Raw genomic sequence first — 23,182 nt, forward strand, 5'->3', positions numbered from 1 at the left:
TGTTTGTTTAGAACAAGCCTTCGATCTGGCCGTCGTCATTCAGATGAATGCTCTCCGCAGATGGAACGCGCGGCAGACCCGGCATCGTCATGATCTCACCGCAGACTACGACAACGAAACCCGCACCCGCTGACAAACGTACTTCACGAATTGGCACGGAATGGCCTGTAGGCGCGCCGCGCAAGGACGGATCCGTAGAGAAGCTGTATTGCGTTTTAGCCATACAGATCGGCAGGTTACCGTAGCCCTGCTCTTCCCACAATTTCAGTTGATCACGTACTTTCGTATCCGCAATCACATCATCTGCGTGGTAGATTTTCTTTGCGATGGTTTCGATCTTGCCCATCAATGGCATGTCATCTTCATAGATCGGCGCGAACTTGGACACACCGCTCTCTGCGATTTCTGCCACACGTGTCGCGAGATCGGCAGAGCCTTCGGAACCCAATTCCCAGTGACGCGACAGGATCGCTTCGGAACCTTGTGTTGCCACATAATCTTTGACCGCTCGCACTTCTGCGTCCGTGTCTGTGACGAAGTGGTTGATCGCCACAACAACAGGAACGCCGAAGGATTTGAGGTTGCCAATGTGACGGCCAAGGTTTGCACAACCTTCGTTCACAGCATCCACATTCTCAGCGCCAAGGTCCGCTTTCGCGACGCCACCGTTCATCTTCATCGCGCGCACAGTCGCAACCAAGACGACGCAATCAGGCGACAGGCCCGCTTTACGGCACTTGATGTTCATGAACTTTTCAGCGCCAAGATCAGCACCAAAACCAGCCTCTGTCACAACGAAATCAGCAATCTTGAGCGCTGTTGTCGTCGCAATCACAGAGTTACAGCCGTGCGCGATGTTCGCGAATGGACCACCATGAACGAAGGCTGGATTGTTTTCCAAAGTCTGGACAAGGTTTGGCTGCATCGCATCTTTCAACAATACAGTCATCGCGCCTTCCGCTTTGATATCGCGGCAGAACACAGGGCTGCGATCACGGCGGTATGCCACAATCATGTCGCCAAGACGCTTTTCAAGGTCCTTGAGATTGTTGGCCAAGCACAAGATCGCCATAACCTCAGACGCAACCGTAATGTCGAAACCACCTTCACGCGGGAAGCCGTTCGCAACACCACCAAGGGACACGTTCACCTGACGCAGAGCGCGGTCATTCATGTCAACAACGCGCTTCCATTGGACGCGGCGGATGTCGATGTCGCACTCATTGCCCCAATAGATGTGGTTGTCGAGCATCGCGGACAAAAGCGAGTGCGCGGACGTGATTGCGTGGAAGTCACCTGTGAAGTGCAGGTTCATGTCTTCCATCGGAACAACCTGAGCGTAACCACCGCCGGCAGCGCCACCTTTCATGCCAAAGTTTGGCCCAAGCGATGCTTCGCGGATACAAACAGCTGCCTTTTTTCCGATGCGGTTCAGACCATCGCCAAGACCAACAGTTGTTGTTGTCTTGCCTTCGCCAGCAGGGGTCGGGTTGATCGCTGTTACAAGAATAAGTTTGCCGTTCTTGTTGCCCTGAACAGAGTTGATGAACTCTTGGGACACTTTCGCTTTGTCATGACCGTAGGGCAGCAAATCTTTGCTTTCGATGCCCAGCTTCATGCCGATCTCTTGGATCTGTTTCTTATCCGCTTCGCGCGCGATTTCGATGTCTGATTTATATCCCATGGGTCTTACTTCCTGTTGAAAAGTTGGTTGCGGCCTATTCGGCAGCGATTGTTTGAACTGCCTCGACACGAACGGCCGAGAATTTGAATTCGGGGATTTTCCCGTATGGATCGACAGCCGGATTGGTCAGCACGTTGGCTGCCGCCTCGACGTATGCGAAAGGAACGAACACCATGTCCTCTGACACTGCGCGATCTGCGCGGGCCATGATATCGATGCTGCCACGACGCGTTGTCAGACGCACCATGCCACCCGGCTCAACGCCAAGGGCGCGCAGGGTTTTAGGGTGCAGCGAACAGTTCGCTTCAGGCTCAACCGCGTCCAGAACCATCGCACGACGAGTCATCGACCCTGTGTGCCAATGCTCTAACTGACGACCTGTGGTCATGATCATCGGGTACTCTTTATCCGGTGCCTCATCCGGCGCGATAACGGCGGCGGGCGTGAACTTGGCACGGCCCCCTGCGCGCGGAAAACCGTCCCCGAACACAACCGCTTGGCCCGGATCCGTAGGGGACAACGATGGATAGGTGACTGTTTCGGTCTTGAGGCGTTCCCAAGTGATATTGTCGAGCGACTTCATCACTTGCTTCATCTCCGCAAAGACTTGGCTTGGATCGGTATAGTTCCAATCGAGCCCCAAACGCTGCGCCAGATCGACAGTGATCGCCCAGTCTTCGCGTGCTTCACCGGGCGGTGGCACCGCAGGGCGCACACGCTGAACTTGACGGTTGGTGTTGGAAACGGTGCCGTCCTTTTCATAAAGCGCAGAGGCAGGCAGGATCACATCGGCAAAACATGCCGTTTCCGTGAGGAAGATATCTTGCACAACAAGATGCTCGAGCTTGGCAAACGCATCACGCGCATGTTCCACGTCAGGGTCAGACATCGCGGGGTTTTCGCCCTGAATATACATGCCCTTGATGTTGCCTGCGTAAGCTTGATCAACAATCTCCGTCACGGTCAGACCGCGCTTGTTTGACCAGTCCTCATCACGACCCCAGACACCAAAGATGTCTTCGCGCACCGCATCATCCTCGACAGAGCGGTAATCAGGCACAAACATCGGCACCAAACCTGCATCGGACGCACCTTGCACGTTGTTTTGGCCACGAAGGGGATGCAGACCAGCGCCTGGTCGGCCAACTTGGCCTGTCATAAGCGCCAGCGAAATCAAACAACGTGAATTGTCGGTGCCGTGAATGTGTTGTGACACGCCCATGCCCCAGAAGATCATCCCCGCTTTGGCACCTGCAAAGGTGCGCGCAACATCCCGGATCACATCAGGGGCGATGCCGCAAATCGGCTCCATCGCTTCGGGTGTGAAGGCTTTGAGATGCTCTTTTTCGGCTTCCCAGTTTTCTGTATAGGCTTCGATATATTGCTTGTCGTATAGGCCTTCTTCTACGATCACATGCATGATCGCATTTAGCATACTCACATCCGCACCCGGCCGGAATTGCAGCATGTGGCTGGCGTGACGCTTGAGGCCCTGCCCGCGTGGATCCATGACGATCAGCTTGCCACCACGTTTGGTGAACTGCTTGAAATAGGTCGCCGCGACGGGGTGGTTTTCAACCGGATTGGCACCAATCACGATAGCAACATCCGAATTGACGATCTCGTTAAAGGTCGCCGTAACAGCGCCAGAACCCACGTTTTCGATCAGCGCCGCAACCGAAGAAGCGTGGCACAGACGTGTGCAGTGATCGACGTTGTTGTGCTGGAAACCTTGACGGATCAGCTTTTGGAACAAATACGCTTCTTCGTTGGTGCATTTGGCACTGCCAAAACCGGCAACAGACTGACCACCATGCGCTTGGCGCAGCTTGGCAAGACCGCCAGCTGCATGGGTCATCGCCTCTTCCCAACTTGCTTCGCGGAAATGCGTCAGCACATCACCCGGATCGACATTCAGCCCCTTCGCAGGCGCATCATCGCGGCGGATGAGTGGTTTGGTGAGGCGGTGTTCATGGTGGATGTAGTCAAAGCCAAAGCGCCCTTTGACGCAAAGACGCCCTTCGTTCGCAGGCCCATTGATGCCCTCGATGAACTTAACCTTGCCGTCCTTGACCTTCAGCGAGACTTTGCAACCAACACCACAGAACGGGCAGACACTTTCAGTTTCTGAACCGAAATCTTTGCTATCGCCGACCTGTGCGTCGTCCACCACAGTGGAGGGCATCAGCGCGCCCGTCGGGCACGCCTGAACGCATTCACCGCAAGCGACACAGGTGCTATCGCCCATCGGATCAGCCAGATCGAACGTCGGATAAGCGTCTTGACCGCGACCCGCCATGCCGATCACATCGTTGACCTGCACTTCGCGACACGCACGCACGCACAGACCGCATTGGATGCAGGCGTCAAGGTTAACGGACATCGCAACATGGCTGTCATCGAGCAACGGGATGCGGCCCTCTTCGAGCTTGGGAAAGCGGCTTTGGTCGATGCCATTGGCATCCGCCATGTCCCAAAGATGTGAGGATTTATCATGCGACGCATCACGCTCGGGCTGGTCCGCCAGCAGCATTTCTACGACCATCTTGCGCGCACTTTCCGCCCGGTTGGAGTTGGTCGTGACGACCATGCCTTCGCTCACGCCACGAATGCAGGACGCGACCAACGTACGCTCGCCCTCGACCTCAACCATGCACGCACGGCAGTTGCCATCAGGGCGATAGCCAGGCTGAGGTTTGTGGCACAGATGCGGAATAACGAGGCCACGACCGTTGGCAACTTCCCAAATGGTTAGGCCTTTGTCCGCCGTAACCTGCTCACCATCCATTATAAATGTGATTTGATCAGTCATGGATTACACCTCATCTGCGAAATGTTTCATAGTCATCCGAATGGGGTTCGGCGCTGCTTGGCCCAGACCACAGATCGACGCATCCCCCATGGCTGTGCAAAGTTCTTCGAGCAACGGTTGATCCCATTTGTCGGCCTGCATCAACTTGACCGCTTTCTCGCAACCAACACGACAAGGGGTACACTGACCACAGCTTTCATCCTCGAAAAAGCGCAGCATGTTCAGGGCTGCGCCACGCGCACTGTCTTTGTCGGACAGGATCACAACGGCGGCAGAACCGATGAAGGTGCCGAGCGGTTGAAGCGTGTCAAAGTCCATCGGAACATCGTTAATGGACGCAGGCAAAAGGCCAGCAGATGGACCACCCGGCTGATAGGCTTTGAACGTGTGACCATCGATCATACCACCGGAGGCTTCGATCAGATCCATGATCGTAGAGCCGGCTGGGAGCAGATGAACGCCAGGTTTCTTGACACGTCCAGAGATGGAATAGCTGCGCAGACCCTTACGGCCATTCTTCTCGGTTGAAGACAGAACCTCAGGACCTTCGCGCACGATCCGCGCAACCCATTTGAGCGTCTCGACGTTGTGAACCAAAGTTGGTTTTCCGAAGATACCAACCTGCGCCACAAAAGGTGGGCGGTGACGTGGAAGACCGCGCTTGCCCTCAATGCTTTCGATCATCGCGCTTTCTTCACCGCAGATATAGGCGCCTGCGCCGCGACGTAGATCGATGTAGCCTTTGGCGACCAATCCTGCCTCTTCTAGCGCTCTGATTTCCTCGGCCAAGATGTGCAAAACCGCAGGGTATTCGTCGCGCATGTAGATGAAGCAGGTCTCCGCCTCGACCGCCCAAGCGGCGATGAGCATGCCTTCAAGGAAGAGGTGCGGCGTGCGCTCTAGGTAATAGCGATCTTTGAATGTGCCCGGCTCGCCCTCGTCGCCATTCACGGCCAAGTAGCGCGTGCCCTCGTTGGCGCGCACGAAGCCCCACTTCTTGCCGGACGGGAAACCCGCGCCGCCAAGTCCTCTTAGCCCCGCATCCATCACGGTTTCCTGAATTTTTTCCCAATCGCCATTTTCGCGCAGGGATTTCAGCGAAGCGTATCCGCCATCGGCTATGTAGGCGTCATAACCCTCGTACTCTGGAACAGTTGCATGGGTATGACCCGCAGCAATTGCCGCGTGAACCTTTTCAAGGGTCGCGTGATCAATATGGTGATGGCCAAGCTCCAACACAGGCGCGGTATCGCAGCGCCCCATGCAAGGGGCGCGAAGCACGCGGACTTCGGACGCATCAAGGCCGCTTTCAAGCGCGGATTTCAACGCTTGTGCACCCGCAAGTTCGCAAGACAGTGAATCACACACGCGGATCGTCAAAGCAGGCGGCGGTGTTTCGCCCTCTTTCACAACATCGAAATGCGCGTAGAAGGTAGCGACCTCATAGACCTCGGCCATGGACATGCGCATCTCTTCAGCCAAAGCGCGCAGGTGTGCCGCGCTGAGGTGACCATAGGCATCTTGGATCAGGTGCAAGAATTCTATCAACAGATCAGCACGACGTGGACGATCCGCAAGCAATGCGCGCACCTCATCCCATGCTTGGTCCTCTAATTGGCGACCTTTGGGCGTGTGACGACCCTTGCCTTTGCCAGATTTCCAAACGCCTTTGCGATCATCAAGCGCCATCTGCGATCCCTCCCAAGTGGCGCAAATCACGCCGAATCCGATGACTCCTTCCTACGCCATACACTCGTATACAATCGCTGATTTAAGACACGATTTGTCGGAAAAGCGGTGTTGTGTTCTGGAGCACTTAGGCGAGCTCGGACCAGATCGGCTGATCAGGGATATGCAGGCGCAGTGTCATACCGATGCGAAGTGTTCCAACGCGCTCGACGCTTGCAGTGACACCACGACGACCTTTGGCAGCCGCTTTGAAAGCTTTGCCTTTGCCAGGATTTTCAGCCTCAATGAACGGTGCGGGCAAATGGCAGGGGCGGTTTTCCATATCGATGACAAGGCCAGGACCGTCGGTGGCAACCAGACGAGATGACGGCGGAACATGGCTCCAATCGGGGATGCCTTCAATCACCAAGGACGCCCCAATCAGGTGAGGCGCAAGTTGATCAAGGCCCATTTCAGTGGCGATCAGATCCAACTCTTCTTGAGACACAACAGAGAGCTGGCGGGCATTCTTGATTTCCGTAAAGCGCGGGTACTGTTGTTTGACGCGGCTACAGGATGGGCGCGTTAAACCTGCGTGGAATTCGGCTTCATAGCCCGCAAAAGTAAGCGGCATTTCAGCAGTCGGCGACGAGGTCAAATCCGCTTCGCTGTCATGGACAGAGCCGAGCCACTTTACAGTCGCGTAGTAGTCAGTCGGTTTGAGTGCGGGCATGTGTCACCTGTCGAATTTGGTTGCGCAGACACTGCCGCAGCATCGTGCGGCATACAATCCAAAAGCTGTCATTTCATCTATCACGCGCCAGAATGAAAAACCCCGGCGCTAGGCCGGGGTTTCACTCATTTATGCAGTTGGTTCAGGTTCCATGCCGCCCGTGGGCTTTGCCCGTGGCTTGGTCTTTGGAATGGCCGTCACGCTTGGCGCGCTGCCCTGATCCGGCGTGTCGTCCTCGTCCGACCCAGAGTTCGGCGCTTCGCCGTTCATGACTTTCTTGATTTCATCGCCTGTCAGCGTTTCATACTCAAGCAAGCCCTGCGCGAGGCGTTCGAATTCTGTCTCGTTCTCGGTGATGATTTTGACCGCCCACTCATAACCGTCCTGAATGAACTTCTGGACTTCTTCCTCGATCATCTCTTTGGTGTTCGCAGAAACCGAGAAACCGCCAGTGCTGCCGGAATACCCATCAGCCGCTTCAGAGTAGTCGATGTTACCGACTTTTTCCGACATGCCCCAACGAAGCACCATTGCGCGCGCCAAGGCAGACGCCTGCATGATGTCGCCCGCAGGACCGTTGGACACAGACTCAGGACCGTATTTCCAGATTTCCGCCGCTTTACCCGCCATGGTCATCGCCAAACGCTGGTGGCATTCGTCTTTGAACATGTTGAGTCGATCCATTTCAGGTAGGCTCATCACCATACCCAAAGCTCCACCGCGCGGAATGATCGTCGCTTTATAAACCGGATCGCATTTTGGCAGCATGATGCCAACCAAGGCGTGACCCGCTTCGTGATACGCAGTCATTTCTTTCTGCTCGTCCGTCATGACCATAGAGCGGCGCTCGGCACCCATCATGATCTTGTCTTTCGCGCTCTCGAAATCTTCCATCGCCACGAAACGACGACCAACGCGGGCAGCGCCTAGGGCCGCCTCATTGACGAGGTTCGCAAGATCGGCACCAGAGAAACCCGGCGTACCACGCGCAATGATGCGCAGATCGACGTCAGGACCAAGGGGTGTTTTGCGCGCATGTACGTGCAAAATCTTTTCCCGCCCTTTGATGTCTGGATTGCCAACCGTGACCTGACGGTCAAAACGACCTGGGCGCAGCAAGGCTGGATCAAGCACATCTTTACGGTTTGTCGCCGCGATGATGATCACGCCCTCATTGGCTTCAAAGCCGTCCATCTCAACCAGCAACTGGTTCAACGTCTGCTCTCGTTCATCGTTACCACCGCCGTAGCCAGCGCCACGATGGCGACCAACTGCGTCGATTTCGTCGATAAACACGATGCATGGCGCGTTCTTTTTCGCCTGCTCGAACATGTCGCGCACACGCGATGCACCAACACCCACAAACATCTCGACAAAGTCGGAACCAGAGATCGTGAAGAACGGAACGCCCGCCTCACCCGCGATTGCACGTGCAAGTAGCGTTTTACCTGTTCCGGGAGGGCCCTCAAGCAAAGCGCCCTTCGGGATTTTGCCGCCAAGGCGAGAGAACTTCTGTGGGTTGCGCAGAAATTCAACGATCTCTTCAAGCTCTTCTTTGGCTTCATCAATGCCCGCCACATCGTCAAAGGTCACGCGACCCTCTTTCTGTGTCAGCATCTTGGCCTTGGATTTGCCGAAGCCCATCGCACCACCTTTGCCGCCGCCTTGCATGCGGTTCATAAAGTAGACCCACACACCGATCAGCAGAAGGAACGGAAGGAGCGATAGAATAAACGTCTGGAAGCCAGACTGCTCTTGCTGCTCTGCGCGGACAGGAACATTTTGCTCGATCAAGAACTCGGACACATTCGCGTCCGAAGGTTTGATCGTTACATAGTCACTACCGTCTGATCCACGGAAGCGAATGCGCTCGCCGTCAAGCGTTACATTGGTGACATTGCCACCATTCACATTGGTGACGAACTCAGAATAGCTGATCTCTCTGCTCTGTAGATTGGCGTTGTTGCCACTAAACAGATTAAACAATGCCAGGATCAAAAGGAACAGAACGACCCAAAAGGCGATATTGCGTGCGTTACCCAACGACACTCTCCTTGATATATCTTTGGCGCGTGGCCTAGCACGTCGCCGTTAGAACTAAAATAGACACATCGCAGTGATGTTCAATGAAGCGCAGCGTGCAAAAACGATCAATTCGCCAAATATGGGGAATTTACACGCTTATTCGCTGGCCTGACCTTGAGTTAGAGCTTGGAAGAAATCACGCCAGTGGCAAAACCGCCCATGCGCAGTTCGCCAAAAAGGCGCTGATATTCGATCTTCGGGCAGCGGTTCTGTATCACATCCAGACCTGCTGCATGTGCTTTTGCGGTTGCCTCAGCGTGCTCTACCCCAATTTGCATCCACACAGTTTTGAGGTCTGGCAAATGCGCCATCGCCTCATCCACAATCTCAGGAACATGCTCTGGGCGGCGAAAAATATCCACCATATCAACGGGTTCCCTGATCTCGCCTAGATCCGCTCGAATGGTTTGACCAAACAACGTTTGGCCCGCGTAGACCGGATTCACAGGGATAACCTTATACCCCTTCAGATCCAGATAGCGCGCGACGTAAAAGCTCGGACGCACCGGATTGGTCGAAACGCCCACAACTGCGATCACTTTGGTGCGCGTCAGAATATCGCGCAAATATGTATCAGAATAAGTCATAGGCGTATTCACGCTAGTTTTTCCGAAAGTTCAAAAGAAAAATGCGCCCGCGGGAGGGACACCCGGGGCGCAAGGTATGGAACGAGGGACAGTCGAGGGACGCTAAAGGTTCCAAGTTTGGCGTCTTGCTAATGAAGATAGGAACAGTTTTGTGCTGTTAAAGGCCTGCTCGAGATTTCGTGAACGCGCGGCCAAAATCCGCTTAGTGCGCCCTACACAGACAAATAAGTGTCACGCACATCTGGCTGCGCATTCAGTTCCGCGAGCGTGCCTTTATACTTTGCTGTACCGCTCTCGACGATCACAACGCGGTCTGCGACGGCTTGTGCAAAATGCAAGTTTTGCTCTGATAAAAGCACTGTCAGCCCATCTTTCTTCAGCCGCAAAATCACCCGCGCCATTTCCTCGACAATCACAGGTGCAATCCCCTCAGAGGGTTCATCAAGCAGAATAAGGCTCGGATTGCCCATCAAAGTGCGCGCAATTGTGAGCATTTGTTGCTCGCCACCAGAAAGCTCCTTGCCCCTGTTCGTGCGCCGCTCCGCAAGGTTTGGGAACATGTCGAACAGCATGTCCTCGCTCCACTTGACCGTCCCCTCACGTTCAGGTTGACGGCCCACCTCGAGGTTTTCCATCACGGTCAAATCCGTGAAAATGCGCCGTTCTTCTGGCACATAGCCAAGGCCCATCTTCGCCACTTTGTGCGGCGGCATGCGCGTGATGTCGATGTCTTGGAACGTCACGGAGCCAGTCTGTGGAACGACCAGTTGCATTACCGATTTCATCGTTGTCGTTTTGCCAGCGCCATTGCGTCCGAGCAAAGCAACCACCTGCCCGCGCGCCACATCAAAGCTCAAATCATTGAGCACATGGGCTTTGCCGTAAAAGCTGTTGATGCCTTTAATCTCAAGCATTGGCGCTCTCCCCGTCATGCTTAAAGAGCGTCCCGCCCCCGAGATAAACCTCGCGCACGCGTTCATCATTTCGGATCTCGTCAACGGATCCGTTCGCGATAAGTTGCCCGCGATTGAGCACCATGACGCGGTGCGCATGGGCAAAAACCACGTCCATGTCATGTTCCGTGAATAGCACGCTCACGCCACGGCTTTCGACAATATCAGCGGTGAGTTGCATCAAGGCAATGCGCTCTGCCGGGGCCATGCCAGCGGTCGGTTCATCCATCAGCAAAAGCGTCGGTTCATGCGCCAAAGCAATCGCCAGTTCGAGACGCTTGAGGTCACCATAAGCCAGCACCGCGCAGTGGCGTTCTGACTGATCTGCCATGCCCACGAGATCGAGCAGCGCCAAAGCCTCGTCGCGATACATCAGATGCGCGCGAGGGAGCAGCGTGTAGATTTTCCTGTGATGAGAAATCAGCGCCATTTGCACGTTCTCGATCACAGTCATCGACGCATACGTCCCTGTAATCTGAAACGTTCGTCCGACGCCAAGCCGCCAAATCTGGCGTGGTTTCAACCCCTTAAGGTCTTTGCCATTCAGTCTCACCGTGCCGCCGGATGATTTCAGCTGTCCCATCAACATATTGAAACAGGTGCTCTTGCCTGCACCATTGGGACCGATCAACGCCAGCAATTCACCCTTTTGCAACTCAAACGACACGTTATCCACCGCTTGGATCGCACCGAACTCTTTGCTCAGGCCATTGACTTGCAGAACCGCACTCATGCTTGGTCCTCCCGTTTCATCAAGCCGATTTTCTCGGCCCATTTACGCAAAGTTCCGGCAATACCGTCAGGGGCGACAATCACCACAAAGATGATCAGCAAACCCAACAACAACCGCCAATATTCAAAGCGCGTGATGTAGTCCTTCGCGCCTTCCAAAGCGGCACCGCCGACGACGCCACCAGCGAGTGTTTTCACGCCGCCCAAGAAGACGACGATCAGCGCATCAAAGCTGCGCGCGATTTCCAACTCGTTGGGGAAGATCGAACCTTTGGAAAAGACGAACAAACCGCCAGCGATCCCCGCCATCGCGCCTGCGAAACCAAATGCGACCCATTGCACGTGTTTGGTGTTGATCCCCGTCGCTTCCGCTTGACGTGCTGAATCGCGAGCGCCGCGCAATGCGTAGCCGAAGGGCGCATGCGCGGTGTGGCGCAGAATGATGATGCCACCAATGCACAGCACTAAAGCAAGGTAGTAAAACGTGGTCGTGCCCGACGCCCACTCAGATGGCCAAATGTCTACAAGCCCGTCGTCACCCCCAGTGAAATCGCCCCATTGGAAGACCAGCGACCAAAGCAGCTGCGCGAAGGCGAGCGTCAGCATGGCAAAGTAGACGCCTGTAAGGCGCAAGCAGACCCAGCCAAAAATGATCGCCGTTAGGCCCGCTGCGAGCGGGGCGAGGATCAGCGCCAGTTCCATCGGGGTGCCTGCATATGTGACCAGCAAAGCCGCCGCGTAGGCCCCGCCGCCGAAATATGCGGCATGCCCAAAAGAGACGAGGCCACCGAGACCTAAAAGGAAATGTAGTGACGCTGCGAACAAACAGAAAATCGCGATATCGGTGATGAGAACCAGTAGGAAACTGTCACCAATCAATGGCAGAAAAGCGAGCAGAACGAGCCCCGCCATCACGATCATCCGCGCCGTTTGCCCAGCGGGTTTGATCGGGCGTTCAGGTTCGCCCACTTGACCATGTTCCCCCGCAACTTCCTCGCGACCAAACAGTCCAAACGGACGGAAAATCAAGACAACGACCATAACCACAAACATAAGTGCCAGCGTGGATTGCGGCAGGTAATTAACGCCAAACACGTTCAAAACGGAAATGAGGACAGCTGCCACATAAGCACCGGGCAGCGATCCCATGCCACCAATCACAACCACGACAAAGATCGCGCTCAAAATATTGAAGTCCATCAATAAGTCAGCGCCCCCTTTGGGCAGCTGCACCGCACCACCCAGACCCGCGAGAGCGCAGCCCAGAAAGAAAACGCCCGTGAATAACCATGCCTGATTGACGCCCAACGCGCCGACCATCTCACGGTCTTGCGTGGCAGCACGTACAAGGATGCCGGTGCGCGTTTTGGTGATCAGCCACCAAAGCGCAAAGGCGACAAAGGGCGTCAGAGCGATCAGCGCGAGGTCATATTTCGGCACAGGTTCCCCCATGATCCGAATAATTCCTTTAAGGCCCGGTGCGCGCGGGCCGAGGAAATCATCGGCACCCCAGATAAGCAAAGTTAAGTCCTGAACAACCAAGATAACACCGAAAGTCGCGACAAGCTGGAACAGTTCTGGCGCTTTATAAACGGGCCGCAGCACCAACATTTCGACGACGATCCCGATGATCCCAACGACCAGCCCTGCCAGCAAAATAGAGGTCCAAAACCCCCAAGCGCCGGGCAAGACTTGCATGAAGGAATACCCAACATAAGCGCCGAGCATATAAAACGAGCCATGCGCGAAATTAACGATACGCGTGACACCAAAAATTAATGATAGGCCAGAGGCGACCATGAACAGCGCACTCGCATTAGCGAGCCCTGTTAGGATTTGCGCGATGAAGAAACCCATGGCTTAACCTTTGGTATTTAGGTGAGAACGGCCCGCCATTTCAGGCGGACCGTGTTTCAAATTTTCTAGAAAATTCGCGCGCTTAGTTGCCGGAACCGCGCAGTTTCATGACCTCTTCGTCAGACAACGTGTAGTCCGCGCCGTCCTTGTAGACCCAGTTCTCTAGCGTGCCTTTGCCGTCTTTCAGCGCGATCGTGCCCACGTAAGCGCCCATGGTCGCTTGGTGGTCTTGCGCGCGGAAGGTGATGTCGCCAACAGGCGTGCTCACAGGCAAATCAGCAAACGCCGCGCGGATCGCTTCGCTATCCGTTGAGCCTGCTTTTTCCAGAACCGCAGCAATGGATTGTACGGTCATGTATCCAACCAAAGAACCAATACGCGGGTGGTCATCGTATTTCGCCATGTAAGCGTCGACAAAGACTTTGCCGGGACCTTCGGTAATTTCGGACCAAGGATAGCCAGTCACGACCCAACCTTCTGGCGCTTCATCGCCCAGCGGGTCCATGTACTCAGGCTCGCCCGAAAGAAGGCCGTAAACATTACGTCCTTCGAACAATCCACGTGTGCCACCCTCACGAACGAACTTCGCCAGATCACCACCAAAGGTTACGTTGTAAATCGCATCGGGTTTCGCGCGCTCAAGGGCTTGCGCTTCCGCACCTGCGTCGATCTTGAACAGGGCTGGCCATTGCTCTGCCACGAACTCGACTTCGGGCTTGAGCTTGGTCAACGCTTTCTTGAACGCCGCAACCGCATCTTTGCCGTATGCGTAGTTTGGCGCGATGGTTGCATAGCGGATCGCATCGGTTTTCGCCGCTTCTTCCGCGAGCATCGCCGCTTGCATGTATGTCGATGAACGCAGGCGGAAGGTGTAGTCGTTGCCTTTGGACCATGTGATCGCATCGGCGAGTGGCTCGGAGGCGAGGTAGACGTATTTCTTTTCCGCCGCGAGGGAGCTGATCGCGAGACCAACATTAGACAAAATCGTGCCTGTCAGCATCACCGCGCCGTCGCGTGTCATCAACTCTTCCGCGATTTTCACTGCTTCGCCGGGTTTGCCCTGATCATCGCGAAAGATAAATTCCATAGGTTTGCCAAGCACACCGCCTGCTGCGTTGACCTCTTCCAAAGCCATCTCGATCCCGAGCTTATAGGGACCAGCAAAGGCCGCCATTCGCTTGTAGTGGTTGATCTCGCCGATCTTGATCGTTTCTTGTGCCACAACAGGCAAGCCGATGGCCGCAATCGCAGCTGCGCCCACAAGGCCCTTCAAAAATGTCATTCTTTTCATTGTCGTCCCTCTTCTTGTTGGACCGACCCTAGCAGCGTCAGTCGTGCTGCACAAAGGTCGGATGGAGCGGCGCACCAAGATCTTCGGTCGCCTCCGCCTCCACAAGGTCGCGTATTCTCTTGCGATACACGTTTGGTCCCTTGTCGATGGCAATTCTGATGGGTTTACGCTTTTGCGGGCGCTGTTCTTCGATGTGGATCGCCTCAAGCACCTCTTTGTCCTCGGCGAACGCTATTCGGAACATTTTGTCCATATTCTCGGACGCGGCTTCGTCGCCAACGGCGGTGTTACGCAGGTGCATCCAGTGATCAATCGTATAATCTTCGGTAACGGGGGTTACAAAGTGCAGCGCAAAAATACGCACGCCTTTGTCGCGCTCGTCTTCTTCAAGTTTCGCAGCAACATCGGCACTGCCGAAATCAATCACAGCTGTGCTGGGGAGATGTAAATAATAGTAATGCCAGCGATCCACGTTCCCTGTGAACCCGCCGAAATTCTGGAAAAACCCAACCGGTGCGGAATCTTTGATCCAACGCCATGCAACAATCTGATCACCAGCAGTCGAGACATGCACAGGCACGTTCTCAGACGCAGCACTGCCAAGCGTCGTAGGGTGCACAAAGCTCACGTGTGCAGGGTCCACAAGGTTCTCTGCAACATTGAGATAATTCGCCTTTAAGTGCAGTCCGTCCCCATGATGCGCGTGCCAATTCGGGTCGCTAAACTCGGGCATGTCAAAGACAGGCGTGTCTGCGGCAAGGGCTGACTCACCAGGCCAAATCCAAACGATACCGTGCGCTTCGTGTACCGGAAACGTATCCACATAGGCGGATTTCGGCAGGTTATCCTGCCCCGGAACGCGCACACATTTTCCATCAATGCCGAATGTCATACCGTGATATCCGCACTGCACCGTGTCGCCGATACGTTTGCCTTTGGAAAGCGGCAAAAGCCGGTGGGGGCAGCGATCCTCAAGCGCAACGACCTGACCGTCAGAGGCACGAAAAATAACCATATTCTGCTCGGTGATCGTGATTGCGCGCAAATCCTCACCGAAATCCTTTGACCAACCGGCCACGTACCATGCGTTGCGCACAAACGGCATATGAAACGATCCCTTTATATCCCAGCAGATAGCGCTATTCGGCACCAAAAACTTGTTCGTTGTCAAACAAATTATGTCCGCTTATCTTCTCAACTCGCGAATAAGGGCTACGGATGAACCAGAGTGAAGCAAAGAGCGCGTATAAGCTGGAAGACCAAATCGGTTTTCGGCTTCGTTTGGCCAATCAAAAACACTTGGAACTGTTTGGCGCGCACATGCCAGATGTGACGCCGACGCAGTTTGCAATCTTAGCGCGCTTGTCCCAAGACGGGTCCCTGTCGCAGAACCTTCTGGGACGCCGCGTCGGTATGGACGCCGCGACCACCAAAGGCGTTGTAGATCGTTTGCGCAGTAAAGGTTGGGTCCAGAGCGAACCGTCAAAAACCGACCTGCGAAGGCTGGAGATTTCTCTGACGCCACAGGGAACACAGTTTGCCAAAGATGCGATTGCCAGTGCGCAAATCGTCTCTGAACAAACCACGAAGAACTTGAGTCCGCGCGAGACAGAGCGGCTCTTGGCACTGCTTGGCAAACTCTAAGCTCTAATTTTCTAGAATGAACGGCTCACCGAAGCCCATCTTTTCCTTCCGCATCAGTATGCGTCAAACCGCCAACACGCGGCAAAGGGCGCCCGCTATCGGTGACAGCTATCGCCACTAAGATCTCGTTGGCACGCGGTGCATCGTTCAAGCGCACTTCAACACCATCGAAATGCGAACGTACATAGGCGGCATCTTTATGCCCCAGAGGCACGTCCAGATCCTGCCCCGGGCCACCCATTTTTTTGGAAGACGGTACCAACGCCGCCCCTTTTTCAACTTCTTTACGCAAAGGTGCACCCATCTTAGGATGTAGCAATGCTGCTGCGTGCTCCAGCTCACCGTTTTCACCAACCATCGCCGCTTTTCCATAGCTTTGCGCACGCTCAGCCGTGATGCCCAGCGCCTCGACACAGCGTTTGCCCAATGTCTCGCCCAGCTCCGCGCCAATCTCCATCAATGGTGATAGATCCTCGACATACTTTCCTGCGAAGGGGTTCGCGATGACGGCCACAGCGACTGCCTTGCGCGTCGCAGGCGATATCGTCCGCCCTGCTTCTTGGTGTGTTTCTTCGACCCAAACGGCAATTTTTCGAATGTCCGCGCTCATCGTAGACCATCCTCACCTTTGATATCATTGGCACTCAGACCACCAGCACGATCGTGGACCCGTGCGCCTGTGCTCATGACCAAAACAAAAGCCAGCTCATTCGCGCGCGGCGCATCGTTCATGCCGACCTCCATCGCATCGAAATGACCTCGCACATAAGAAGCATTGATATGAGTAATCGGCACATCAAGGCGCACACCTGCTGCACCCACTTTTTTTGTAGAGGGCACAATCGCCTTCGCATCCCCCAAAAGTTCGCGCATCGCATATCCGCCCGGCGCATGCCAAAGCGCGCCGTGTTCCAGTTCACCTGCCGTGCCGACGATTGAGCCTTTGCCATACCCTTCGATAACCGACGCATCGCCGCCCAGCGCATCAATCAGCTTTTGCGCCATCTCAAGACCAAGAGGTTTCAAATCCTCCATAAACGGTTGGATATCTTCGACATATGCGCCCGCATAAGGATTGGATATCACAGCAACAACTGCACCGCGCTTTTGCGGCACGTTGGCGCGTGGTCCACCTTCGTGAAAGACTTCTTCTATGACCGTTGCGATCTTGCGCACGACGACGTCAGGCATGTTCCAGCACCTTTTCTTTGTTCAATTCAATTTGTCTACTTTGCCCGCGCAAATGCAAGCTTGCTGCGTGGATGAGCCTTTGGTTTTGCATGTTCACAGCGCGCCGAGCGCCAGCATCCAGCGCGAGACCAACCTCAGTCGCTGTGAGTGCGCCAACATTTCTAACGACGAGCTGATCCCCCAGATCCGTGTCATCGCGAATATCTTTTGCAGGGGCGCGGTGGATCAGCGGATGCTCTGGCAAATCAACCGCTCCTGCAATCAAAGTCGCAGCGACATCCGCCATGCTGGCCGTTTTGGCCAAAACGGTAACGCTCTGCGCAATTCCAAACGAAAGGCTACGTCCCGCCTGCCCGCTCGTCGCGATGCCACGCACATTGCTCTTTGCACTCAAAGTGATCTTGCCGAGGGCCGCGCCGCCGAGCCCTGCCATCGCAATGTCAAAAGTCGCATCACCACTCAAATGCAAGGCGATGTCACCGCCGTTGTTCACGTAAGCGCGGCGCTGATCGCCAGCGGTACAAATCGCGTCCAAAACCGTTTCGGCAACTGCCCCTGCGACCCCGGCCATGGGTGTCACAAAACCTTCGTGCGCTTGCGCGGCGGTCCACATCTTGCGCGCGATAGGACCTTTCGGAGACGGTCCATCCCATTGGCGCAATAGTGCGATCTCACTCATCAACTCTGACAAAACACTGCTCAAACGCTGCTCTGCGGCCTCAAATGCCACTGCGCGCGCGCCATCAACCCCGATAATCAGGTCAATCGGTCCATGCTGCAAATGCAGACGATTGCCGCAGAGAAAAGCGCGCTGAACTTGCATCAACCGCGCCCTTCGCGATTTCTGCGTTGCGCTTTGTGCGGATCAGGCTGCGTCGCCAAGCGGCTGACCTTGCGCACCTCGGGCGTCAAAACAGAGGCCACATCCTGAATATGCTCAATGTGACCGCCAAGCGCGGCGTAATCTTCGCGCCTGAGCGTGAACTCGATTGGCGCAACCAAAGCAGGTGTCGGCACATACCCAAATGAATTCGTAGGCATTTCCATGACATCCACCATAACCGTGATACCGCCACCGGGCCAAACATAAGCTTCGGCCCCACCACACGACACATAGGTCAGCGCGTCTTTGACCGAACGGGTCAAGCGCACGGGGTTTTCTGTTACCCCCGCGCGCAAGGATCCACCCGCACCACCCATAAAGAGAACGGTGCACAAAGAGGGCTCACAATTTTCCGCAATGCGATCTGCGCTCACACGAAGCTCTTCTGAAATCTCGGCAGGTTGCGGGATCAAATTCTCATCCAGCTCATAATAAGCCCATTGCTCTCCCGTCGTGGAGACCATCAGCAACCGCAAACCAGCCCAAGCTTTCTTGGCATCTGCAGGTTTGAGAATAGTCAGCGGATCTTCTACATCTGTGCCACCCCAGCCAGTACCCGGTTCTGCAACCTGAAAGTAGCGGCCAGGCGTCGAGCGACGGCCTTGGATTTTGATACCAGAAGGGCGCATATCGAGTTGCTTGCCGGCTTCATGCTCGGTCAGAACACCGGTGATGTGATCATCCACGACGATCACTTCATCTACGTGGGGCTCCCACTGTTTGGCGAACATGCCGATTGCAGCAGAACCACAGCCAACGCGCATCAATTTCTCGCGCACATCGTTGATGATCGGCGCTTGGCCCGCTTGCACCACAATCTCTGCACCCTCATCAATTTGCATCGTGACTGCTTCGCGATTGCACAGGTTCATTAGCGCATCACAGGTCACGCGGCCCTCAGCTTTGCTGCCACCTGTCAAGTGCTCCACGCCGCCAAGCGAGAGCATTTTAGAGCCATACTCTGAGGTCATCACATGGCCTATCGCCTCGCCTTTGACCCGAACCACCGCGCACTCGAGACCTATAAAACGATCCGTGTCGATCTTCACTTTGACGCCGCAGTAGGAATAAATCCCTTCTGTCACAACCGTCACCATATCCGCACCATCAACCTCTTGAGAGACGATAAATGGCGCGGGTTTGTAGTCGGGATAGGTCGTGCCTGCGCCAACTGCCGTCACGAATGTGCGCTTGCCTTGCACGATGTCGCCGTCCCAGTTTTGCACGTTTTCACCTTGGTCGAGGAAGGCGACCGCAGGCGCACCACTCTCGATTACCGTCAAAGGATCCAGACGCACCAATTCGCCAGAATGGTTGGCATATCGATCACATGCGCCTGATTTACCTTCAGCGATGAAGCACAACACAGGACAGGCATCGCAGCGAATTTTCTCTGGTTTGACCCGCGCGGCGTCACTCATAGCCAGCCTCCTTCAAAGCGGCGCGCACGCGGTGCGGCAAGGCTGGAACATGGCGCAAGCGCACGCCAGTTGCATGATGCACAGCGTTCAAAATCGCCGGCGCTGTTGGAATCAACGCATGTTCGCCAAGGCCCTTGGCACCGAATGGGCCATGCGCATCAGGCTCTTCGACAATCACCGTTTCAATCGGGGGAACGTCGCCAATCGTGGGGATCAGATAGTCGTGCAGGTTATCAGTGCGCCCTGGAATAAACTCTTCCATCAGCGCCATGCCAAGGCCTTGCGCAACGCCACCTTGGGCCTGTCCTTCAACGAGCAACGGGTTGATCGCTTGGCCCACGTCATGCGCCGCGACTATGTGGATCGGTTTGATGGTTCCGAGTTTGGTATCCACTTCAACCACGGCGAGATGTGCAGCGTAACCGAATTGCGCGTAAGGCACGCCTTGGCCGTTTTCATCGAGCGGTTCCGTGGGCGGATCGTAGCTCGCAACTGCGCGCATAACATAGCCGTCTTCGCCTACTTCCATGCGTGAAAGGTCGATATTATGACCCCCACTCATCTCAATTTGACCTTCGCCAAGTGCAATCTGAGCATCCTCAGCCGCGTTCACCAAAGTCAGCACTTGGCGCCGCAAGCTTTCCCCTGAAAGCTTTGCCGCATTGCCCGTTACAAAGGTCTGACGGGACGCAGAGGTTTTGCCAGCGTCCGGCGTGATGTCCGTATCCGCACCCAAAAGAGCGACTTGATTTACCGACACGCCAAAAGCTTGCGCAAAAATTTGCGTGATTACTGTGTTGGATCCTTGTCCGATGTCCACAGCACCTTGGTGAAGCACCAACGTGCCATCCGCTTTCAACCCACATTTGATCGTAGAGGGGTTTGCCATCGACGTATTGCCGCAGCCATACCACCCCGCCGCGATCCCGACACCGCGCTTGAGATGTGTGCTGGTGGCGTTGAACGAAGTGCATTCTGCTTTGCCAGTCCCCCAAGCAGGGCGCAGCGCTTCAAGGCAGGCTTTCACACCGACGCCTTGCTCGAAAACTTGCCCAGACACCGTTGGCACCCCGTTATCAAGCGCATTCAGTACGCGGAAATCCAACCCATCCATGCCTACAGCTGCGGCCAGTTCGTCAAACAAAGTCTCTTGCGCGATGGCCGATTGGGGGACTCCGAAACCACGAAACGCACCAGAAGGCGGGCAATGGGTGTAAACCCCTTTGGATTGCGCGCGGTAGTTGGGGATGCGGTAGGGACCAGAGGCATGCAGTGGAACGCGATTGGCCACAGTCGGCCCCCAACTCGCATAAGCACCTGTGTTAAAGTCCCCATCAAAGCGCAGACCTGTAACGGTGCCATCATGGCGCACACCACCTTTGATGGTGATCCGTCCGGGATGACGCTTGGTCGAGGTCGCCATGCTCTCAACCCGCGAATAAGTCATGCGCACGGGACGACCTGTCACCATCGCGCCAAGGCACACATAAGGATGCAACGTCAGATCTAATTTTGAACCGAACCCGCCCCCAACTGCCGTCGGAACGATGCGAATGTCATCGTTTTCTAGAGCAAGAATACCAGCCAGCGCCTCTTGGTTCATCACAGGGCTTTGTGTGCAAACATGCAGATGCACACGGCCTTCAACAACCTCGGCAAAGCCTGCTTCGGGTTCGATGTAGGCGTGTTCCACAAAGGACGTCTCAAAACTGCCGCTCAGCACAATGTCTGCTTGGGCGAGCCCAGCATCAACATCGCCGTGCGCCACGAACCCGCCGCACATGACGTTGTTTTCCGCATGCTCGTGAAGTTGCGGGGCATCGTCGGTTTGCGCCTCGGTGACGTCTTGCACCGCACGAAGCGCCTGCCATGTGACTGGGAAATCTTCAATGTGGTAAGCTGCGATGAATTCCGCTTCGCCGATGATCGCGGCGACTGCTTCGCCTTTGAAACGCGTTTCCGTTTCGGCGAAAACAGGTTGATCAATGAAGCCAGGAATGGTGCCGAACAAATTCGAACCGGGGATATCTTGCGCAGTCAAAACCGCTTCGACCCCCTCGCTCGCGCGCATCAGATCAAGATCACCAAATTCAAACGCCGCATGCGCAAAAGGCGAGCGGATGACCAAAGCAACCAACGCTCCATCGGGCGCAACATCATCGCCGAAACGCTCGGAGCCATCGACTTTCGCAGCTCCATCGAGACGCGCAATAGGATCGCCGACGTCTCCTTTGACGCTGATCTCTGGAATACCTGTGGTGCCAACCGCGACAACCGCATCAATGATTTTGCGATAGCCCGTGCAGCGACACAGAACGCCACCCAACGCATCTTGGACTTGCGCGACGTTGGGCTTGGGCACCTCGCGGAGCAAAGCCGCAGCGCTGATCATCATGCCGGGGGTGCAAATACCGCATTGGGCGGCTTGGTGGGCGGTGAAACTTTTTTGCAAACGCTCAAGTATTACAGGATCAAGGCCGCGCAACGTTTGAACATCTCGCCCTTTGGCTTGTGCCGTTGAGGTCAGGCAAGCACACACCGGCGCGCCATCGATCAGAACAGTGCAAGCTCCGCAATCGCCTGCGTTGCAACCGACTTTGACATCTTTCGCATTCAATTCCTCACGCAAAGTGGCGCTGAGGCGGGCGTGACCTGCGGCGCGGCTCTGTACGGTTGCACCATTAAGCGTGAAGCCAATTACATCCAATGCGCTGCGCTTATCCATGGGCCGCCTCCTGTAATGCGCGTAAAATCAAGGATCCGACAACGTCTTTACGGTACGCACCAGAGCCGCGCACGTCGGTTATGGGCGAAAGCTCTTTCAGGTCTGCACTCGCAATTATTTCGCCTGCTTCGATCAGGCTCACTCTGCTCAAAGCTTGCTCTAACCCAGCAAGGCGGATCGCAACAGGAGAGCACGACCCAACCGCGATGCGCACATCACTTAAGACATCGGCGCTCACTTCGCATGTCACCGCGACCATCGCGATGGAGATCACAAGATATTTGCGCGCGCCCAGCTTTGCGAATGCGCTTTTGCGCGTCTCTGATATATCAGAGATCAACAGTGCGGTGACCAGCTCACCTTTTCTCAATGCCACAGAACGAACACCAGTGATAAATTCTGCCAACGGTATCGCACGAACGCCCTGCAAAGAGCGAACCTCAAGCGCCGCATCCAGTGTGAGCAAAGGCGGCACACCATCCGCCGCAGGGGACGCGTTGCACAGATTGCCCACAAGGGTTCCTGCATTTTGGATCTGTATCGAGCCGACTTCTCGCGCGGCTGCTTTTAAGCCATCAAACCCGTTTGGTAGATCGGCAGCAATCACATCGCTCCACGTGCTCGCTGCACCAATGCGCCAGCCATTTTCGGTCTTTTCGACGCCGCGCAAACCCGCGATCCGTGTAATATCGAGCATATCGCATTCAATCGGCCGTTCGCCCTGCGCAGGATACCAATCTGTTCCGCCTGCAATGATGCTCAGGTCGCGTGCGTTTAACGCCGCAAGGGCATCGTCTAAATTAGTCGGTGACAAATAGTCCAAAACAGCCCTTCCAACGCATATGAAACTTAGTCAAAACTTGTTTGTATACGAATAGAATAACGCAACGAGGATTCTGTCAAATCCTTTCACCAA

18 protein-coding genes are annotated in these 23,182 nt (G+C 55.2%); 1 reads left to right on the plus strand and 17 read right to left on the minus strand.

Annotated features, from left to right (window positions below; genetic code table 11):
• Positions 1 to 7: 7 nt before the first annotated feature.
• From PFRI_RS15750 to PFRI_RS15800, 11 genes are all read right to left on the minus strand, one after another.
• Positions 8 to 1,684 carry a formate--tetrahydrofolate ligase gene (locus tag PFRI_RS15750; protein ID WP_072631657.1) on the minus strand — a complete coding sequence of 559 codons (1,677 nt, stop codon included), beginning with the start codon at positions 1,682 to 1,684 and terminating at the stop codon, positions 8 to 10.
• Positions 1,685 to 1,718: 34 nt separating this feature from the next.
• On the minus strand, positions 1,719 to 4,496 hold the full coding sequence (gene fdhF / locus PFRI_RS15755; RefSeq protein WP_072631658.1) for a formate dehydrogenase subunit alpha: 2,778 nt from the start codon (positions 4,494 to 4,496) through the stop codon (positions 1,719 to 1,721).
• Between the two features lie 3 nt (positions 4,497 to 4,499).
• Positions 4,500 to 6,185 (minus strand): NAD(P)H-dependent oxidoreductase subunit E, encoded by a 1,686-nt coding sequence (locus tag PFRI_RS15760; protein WP_072631659.1) that lies wholly within the window; start codon positions 6,183 to 6,185, stop codon positions 4,500 to 4,502.
• A gap of 127 nt (positions 6,186 to 6,312) precedes the next feature.
• Complete coding sequence (locus PFRI_RS15765; protein WP_072631660.1) at positions 6,313 to 6,897, minus strand: MOSC domain-containing protein; 585 nt, start codon at positions 6,895 to 6,897, stop codon at positions 6,313 to 6,315.
• A gap of 129 nt (positions 6,898 to 7,026) precedes the next feature.
• Positions 7,027 to 8,940, minus strand: coding sequence for an ATP-dependent zinc metalloprotease FtsH (ftsH, locus tag PFRI_RS15770; RefSeq protein ID WP_072631661.1), 1,914 nt, complete (start codon positions 8,938 to 8,940; stop codon positions 7,027 to 7,029).
• Positions 8,941 to 9,101: 161 nt separating this feature from the next.
• Entirely contained in the window at positions 9,102 to 9,569 is a 468-nt protein-coding gene (locus PFRI_RS15775) for a CoA-binding protein (RefSeq protein WP_072631662.1), read from the minus strand.
• Between the two features lie 212 nt (positions 9,570 to 9,781).
• Entirely contained in the window at positions 9,782 to 10,483 is a 702-nt protein-coding gene (locus tag PFRI_RS15780) for an ABC transporter ATP-binding protein (protein WP_072631663.1), read from the minus strand.
• Entirely contained in the window at positions 10,476 to 11,255 is a 780-nt protein-coding gene (locus PFRI_RS15785) for an ABC transporter ATP-binding protein (protein WP_072631664.1), read from the minus strand. The genes PFRI_RS15780 and PFRI_RS15785 overlap by 8 nt, the downstream gene beginning before the upstream one ends.
• The gene (locus PFRI_RS15790) at positions 11,252 to 13,111 is read right to left on the minus strand and encodes an ABC transporter permease (RefSeq protein WP_072631665.1); all 1,860 of its coding nucleotides are present in this window, start codon (positions 13,109 to 13,111) and stop codon (positions 11,252 to 11,254) included. Before PFRI_RS15790 ends, PFRI_RS15785 begins: the two co-directional genes overlap by 4 nt.
• A gap of 82 nt (positions 13,112 to 13,193) precedes the next feature.
• Positions 13,194 to 14,402, minus strand: coding sequence for an ABC transporter substrate-binding protein (locus PFRI_RS15795; RefSeq protein ID WP_072631666.1), 1,209 nt, complete (start codon positions 14,400 to 14,402; stop codon positions 13,194 to 13,196).
• Between the two features lie 37 nt (positions 14,403 to 14,439).
• Positions 14,440 to 15,507 carry an aromatic ring-hydroxylating dioxygenase subunit alpha gene (locus PFRI_RS15800; RefSeq protein ID WP_072631667.1) on the minus strand — a complete coding sequence of 356 codons (1,068 nt, stop codon included), beginning with the start codon at positions 15,505 to 15,507 and terminating at the stop codon, positions 14,440 to 14,442.
• Positions 15,508 to 15,620: 113 nt separating this feature from the next.
• On the opposite strand from PFRI_RS15800, the gene PFRI_RS15805 reads away from it, so the two are divergent.
• The gene (locus tag PFRI_RS15805) at positions 15,621 to 16,046 is read left to right on the plus strand and encodes a MarR family winged helix-turn-helix transcriptional regulator (RefSeq protein WP_072631668.1); all 426 of its coding nucleotides are present in this window, start codon (positions 15,621 to 15,623) and stop codon (positions 16,044 to 16,046) included.
• 25 nt (positions 16,047 to 16,071) lie between these two features.
• On the opposite strand, the gene PFRI_RS15810 is transcribed toward PFRI_RS15805, so the two are convergent.
• Genes PFRI_RS15810 through PFRI_RS15835 form a run of 6 tightly spaced genes read right to left on the minus strand, consistent with a single transcriptional unit; the run spans position 16,072 to position 23,089 of the window.
• Positions 16,072 to 16,656: an amino acid synthesis family protein gene (locus PFRI_RS15810; protein WP_072631669.1), complete on the minus strand. Its 585-nt coding sequence runs from the start codon at positions 16,654 to 16,656 to the stop codon at positions 16,072 to 16,074.
• Positions 16,653 to 17,237: an amino acid synthesis family protein gene (locus PFRI_RS15815; protein WP_072631670.1), complete on the minus strand. Its 585-nt coding sequence runs from the start codon at positions 17,235 to 17,237 to the stop codon at positions 16,653 to 16,655. Before PFRI_RS15815 ends, PFRI_RS15810 begins: the two co-directional genes overlap by 4 nt.
• Positions 17,230 to 18,060: a UPF0280 family protein gene (locus PFRI_RS15820; protein WP_072631671.1), complete on the minus strand. Its 831-nt coding sequence runs from the start codon at positions 18,058 to 18,060 to the stop codon at positions 17,230 to 17,232. Before PFRI_RS15820 ends, PFRI_RS15815 begins: the two co-directional genes overlap by 8 nt.
• Complete coding sequence (locus tag PFRI_RS15825; protein ID WP_072631672.1) at positions 18,060 to 19,541, minus strand: 6-hydroxynicotinate reductase; 1,482 nt, start codon at positions 19,539 to 19,541, stop codon at positions 18,060 to 18,062. Before PFRI_RS15825 ends, PFRI_RS15820 begins: the two co-directional genes overlap by 1 nt.
• Positions 19,534 to 22,266: a molybdopterin-dependent oxidoreductase gene (locus PFRI_RS15830; protein WP_072631673.1), complete on the minus strand. Its 2,733-nt coding sequence runs from the start codon at positions 22,264 to 22,266 to the stop codon at positions 19,534 to 19,536. Before PFRI_RS15830 ends, PFRI_RS15825 begins: the two co-directional genes overlap by 8 nt.
• Entirely contained in the window at positions 22,259 to 23,089 is an 831-nt protein-coding gene (locus tag PFRI_RS15835; RefSeq protein ID WP_072631674.1) for an FAD binding domain-containing protein, read from the minus strand. Before PFRI_RS15835 ends, PFRI_RS15830 begins: the two co-directional genes overlap by 8 nt.
• Positions 23,090 to 23,182: the final 93 nt, after the last annotated feature.

It is taken from the genome of Planktotalea frisia (assembly GCF_001890925.1).
Taxonomy (GTDB): domain Bacteria; phylum Pseudomonadota; class Alphaproteobacteria; order Rhodobacterales; family Rhodobacteraceae; genus Planktotalea; species Planktotalea frisia.

Excerpts from the sequence above, each read along its gene's own strand:
- PFRI_RS15750 (WP_072631657.1), bottom strand. The coding sequence starts at position 1,684 with ATGGGATATAAATCAGACATCGAAATCGCGCGCGAAGCGGATAAGAAA.
- fdhF (WP_072631658.1), bottom strand. The coding sequence starts at position 4,496 with ATGACTGATCAAATCACATTTATAATGGATGGTGAGCAGGTTACGGCG.
- PFRI_RS15760 (WP_072631659.1), bottom strand. The coding sequence starts at position 6,185 with ATGGCGCTTGATGATCGCAAAGGCGTTTGGAAATCTGGCAAAGGCAAG.
- PFRI_RS15765 (WP_072631660.1), bottom strand. The coding sequence starts at position 6,897 with ATGCCCGCACTCAAACCGACTGACTACTACGCGACTGTAAAGTGGCTC.
- PFRI_RS15775 (WP_072631662.1), bottom strand. The coding sequence starts at position 9,569 with ATGACTTATTCTGATACATATTTGCGCGATATTCTGACGCGCACCAAA.
- PFRI_RS15780 (WP_072631663.1), bottom strand. The coding sequence starts at position 10,483 with ATGCTTGAGATTAAAGGCATCAACAGCTTTTACGGCAAAGCCCATGTG.
- PFRI_RS15785 (WP_072631664.1), bottom strand. The coding sequence starts at position 11,255 with ATGAGTGCGGTTCTGCAAGTCAATGGCCTGAGCAAAGAGTTCGGTGCG.
- PFRI_RS15790 (WP_072631665.1), bottom strand. The coding sequence starts at position 13,111 with ATGGGTTTCTTCATCGCGCAAATCCTAACAGGGCTCGCTAATGCGAGT.
- PFRI_RS15795 (WP_072631666.1), bottom strand. The coding sequence starts at position 14,402 with ATGAAAAGAATGACATTTTTGAAGGGCCTTGTGGGCGCAGCTGCGATT.
- PFRI_RS15800 (WP_072631667.1), bottom strand. The coding sequence starts at position 15,507 with ATGCCGTTTGTGCGCAACGCATGGTACGTGGCCGGTTGGTCAAAGGAT.
- PFRI_RS15805 (WP_072631668.1), top strand. The coding sequence starts at position 15,621 with ATGAACCAGAGTGAAGCAAAGAGCGCGTATAAGCTGGAAGACCAAATC.
- PFRI_RS15810 (WP_072631669.1), bottom strand. The coding sequence starts at position 16,656 with ATGAGCGCGGACATTCGAAAAATTGCCGTTTGGGTCGAAGAAACACAC.
- PFRI_RS15815 (WP_072631670.1), bottom strand. The coding sequence starts at position 17,237 with ATGCCTGACGTCGTCGTGCGCAAGATCGCAACGGTCATAGAAGAAGTC.
- PFRI_RS15820 (WP_072631671.1), bottom strand. The coding sequence starts at position 18,060 with ATGCAAGTTCAGCGCGCTTTTCTCTGCGGCAATCGTCTGCATTTGCAG.
- PFRI_RS15825 (WP_072631672.1), bottom strand. The coding sequence starts at position 19,541 with ATGAGTGACGCCGCGCGGGTCAAACCAGAGAAAATTCGCTGCGATGCC.
- PFRI_RS15830 (WP_072631673.1), bottom strand. The coding sequence starts at position 22,266 with ATGGATAAGCGCAGCGCATTGGATGTAATTGGCTTCACGCTTAATGGT.